The organism is Mesorhizobium sp. M4A.F.Ca.ET.050.02.1.1, assembly GCF_003997725.1.
In the GTDB taxonomy this organism is placed as follows: Bacteria; Pseudomonadota; Alphaproteobacteria; order Rhizobiales; family Rhizobiaceae; genus Mesorhizobium.
The window spans coordinates 1-2,434 of record NZ_RZSG01000866.1 but is presented as its reverse complement, the minus strand read 5'-3'; the positions used below and the strand labels follow the sequence as shown (position 1 = coordinate 2,434).

General features: G+C 67.1%; 3 protein-coding genes. 1 reads left to right on the top strand and 2 read right to left on the bottom strand.

What is annotated here, in order from left to right:
- On the top strand, positions 1-599 hold a 599-nt coding region (locus EOA33_RS32385), incomplete at its 5' end, for a 50S ribosomal protein L11 methyltransferase (protein ID WP_145989416.1).
- Here EOA33_RS32385 and EOA33_RS32380 read toward each other — a convergent pair.
- Both EOA33_RS32380 and pgi read right to left on the bottom strand, forming a co-directional pair.
- A complete protein-coding gene (locus tag EOA33_RS32380) occupies positions 583-1,305 on the bottom strand; it encodes an HAD family hydrolase (RefSeq protein ID WP_127282841.1) in 723 nt (240 codons plus the stop codon). The genes EOA33_RS32385 and EOA33_RS32380 overlap by 17 nt on opposite strands.
- Before the next feature lie 5 nt (positions 1,306-1,310).
- Positions 1,311-2,434: glucose-6-phosphate isomerase (gene pgi / locus EOA33_RS32375; protein ID WP_127407475.1), on the bottom strand; the 1,124-nt coding region annotated here is incomplete at its 5' end.

Sequence of the window (2,434 nt, the reverse complement as noted above, 5' to 3'; positions counted from 1 at the left end):
GCGCCCATCCCGGCAGCGGGCTGCGGCGGCTCGTCGCTCCGGACGGTGACGACGGGGACGCTGCGGCGCCAGAGCCGCAGCCGCCCTATTGGGCCTATGCCTGGGCCGGCGGCACCGTCCTTGCCCGTTACATACTCGACCGGCCGCAAGCGGTTGCGGGGCGCCGCGTGCTCGACCTCGGCGCCGGCTCGGGCCTGGTCGGCATCGCCGCGGCGAAGGCCGGAGCGCGCGCGGTGATTGCCGCGGAGATCGACCGCAACGGCCTCGTCGCGCTCGGCCTCAACGCCACGGCAAACGGCGTCGCGATCACGGTGGTCGGCGAAGACATCACCGCCGGGCCGCCACCGGCGGTCGACCTGGTGCTTGCCGGCGACGTGTTCTACGGGCACGAAGTGGCCCGGCGGGTGATCCCCTTCCTCGACCGCTGCCTCGCCGCCGGCATCGAGGTGCTAGTCGGCGATCCGCGCCGCGCCGATCTGCCGCTGTCGCGGCTCAAACTGCTTGCCGAATATAAGGTACCGGACTTCGGCGATGCGAAAGGCACGGCGTCGAGGCCGAGCGGGGTCTTCTCCTTCGAGACGGTCAGATCGTCTCCTTGACCCGCGCGGCCAGAAAATCGGGCAGATCGGCAACCGAATTGAGCACGACATCGGCGATCGCCGACAGCGATTCCCGCGTGCCTGTGCCGGAGAGCACGCCGACCGCCAGCCCGCAGCCGCCGGCCCGCGCCATTTCGAGATCGTGGCGATTGTCGCCGACCATGGCGATCTCGGCCGGCTTCAGCCCGGTCAGGTCGGAGAAGGCGAGGATGGTGTCCGGCGCCGGCTTCGGCCTGGCCACCGAATCATAGCCATAGGCGGCGTCGAAAAGCTGCGCCACGCCGAGCGTCACCAGCGTCTTTTCCGCGCCGCTGGTCGAATCGTTGGTGGCGACGCCAAGCCGGTAGGATCGCCTGTGCAGGACGGCCAACGTCTCGACGATGCCCGGCAGCGCCACCGCCATGCTGGAGCCCTGCACGGAGGTGATCTCGTTGAAACGGGCCACGGCAAGCATCTGGTCCTCCTCGGAGAGGCGCGGGAACCAGAGTTCGACGACATCCATGTTGGTGCCGGAGGCGAAGATCGAATCGGGCTTGAAGCGCTTGCTGAGGAAATCGAAGCCGGCTGCCGCGAGCAGCCTGTCTGCCTTCCAGCGGTCGCCCTCGGCGGCATCCATGGCCATGAAGTCGGCAATGCCGAGCCATGTCGCGTTGAAATCGACAAGCGTTCCGTCCTTGTCGAACAATATGCCTTTGATCTCCGCCAAGCCTGTCACTCCGATCCGCGCAATCGGTGAATGTGTCCCACCAGACCTGCAGTCGAGGCATCCCGCTTTGCGGCATTCTCCTTGCCTTCCACGACAGGCAGCAGGCCGGTTGCCAGTTCCTTGCCGAGTTCGACGCCCCACTGATCGAAGGAATTGATGTTGAACAGCGTGCCCTCGACGAAGACGCGATGCTCGTAGAGCGCGACCAGGCGGCCGAAGGTGCGCGGATCAAGCTTGCGGTAGAGAATGGTCACCGAGGGGCGGTCGCCGGAGAAAACCCGGTGCGGGGCGATCCTGTCGACGTCGGCCGGCTTCATGCCCTTGGCCAGCATCTGCGCGCGCGCCTCCTCCAGCGTGCGGCCCTTCATGAAGGCTTCCGACTGCGCCAGGCAGTTGGCGAGCAGGAGATCGTGATGGTGCTTCAGCTCCGGCTCGTGGCCGACAGCGGCGGCAAGGAATTCGACCGGGATGAAATCGGTGCCCTGGTGCAGCAGCTGGAAGAAGGCGTGCTGGCCGTTGGTGCCGGGCTCGCCCCAGACCAGCGGGCCGGTCGGCGTGGTGACCGCGCCGCCGTCCAGCGTCACGCTCTTGCCGTTCGATTCCATATCAAGCTGCTGCAGATAGGCCGGCAGCCTGGAGAGCCGCTGGTCGTAAGGGATCACGGCGCGGGCCGGATATCGGCAGACGACCCGGTGCCACCAGCCGATCAGCCCCAGCAGCGCCGGCAGGTTCTTCTGCAGGGGTGCCGAGCGGAAGTGCTCGTCCATCTCGTGGGCGCCGTCGAGGACGGCGCGGAAATTGCGCGGGCCGATGGCGATCATCACCGGCAGGCCGATCGCGCTCCAGACCGAATAGCGGCCGCCGACCCAGTCCCAGAAGCCGAACACGCGATCGGACGCGATGCCGAACTTCGCCACTAGGTCGAGCGCGGTCGAGACGGCGGCGAAATGCTTGCCGACGGCTTCCTTGCCCAGCGCCTTCTCCACCCATCGGCGCGCCGTCTCGGCATTGGTCATCGTCTCGACCGTGGTGAAGGTCTTGGAGGCGACGATGAACAAAGTGGTTTCGGCCGACAGGTCCTTCAGCGTGTCGTGGATATGGGCGCCGTCGATGTTGGAGACATAGTGCG